This window comes from Microbacterium sp. GbtcB4 (assembly GCF_019091465.1).
GTDB lineage: Bacteria > Actinomycetota > Actinomycetes > Actinomycetales > Microbacteriaceae > Microbacterium > Microbacterium paraoxydans.
Window position 1 is genome coordinate 1 of record NZ_JAGXJJ010000664.1, and the last position, 233, is coordinate 233.

Genomic DNA, 233 nt, shown 5'->3' on the forward strand with positions numbered 1-233 from the left:
TGCCGAGCACGGCGCCCCCTGCGGCGGCGGCGACGACGACGTCGTAGCCGCGAAACCCCCCGCCGGCCCCTCCGGAGGAAGCGGCGAGCACGCCCAGCACATCGGCCTCGGTCGGGTCCCCCAGACCCCACACCGGCTGCGTCTCGGGCTGCTTGTCGGGCGCGAGGCCGTTGTTGTCCCCGCGATCGAGGTGGATGGCGAGCGGGGGGGGGCGCAGCAGGGCTCCGGAGCAG

At 76.4% G+C, this 233-nt stretch carries 1 pseudogene; it reads right to left on the reverse strand.

What is annotated here, in order from left to right:
• Positions 1 to 233 (reverse strand): annotated as a pseudogene (locus KVS71_RS19185) (M18 family aminopeptidase); the annotation flags it as partial.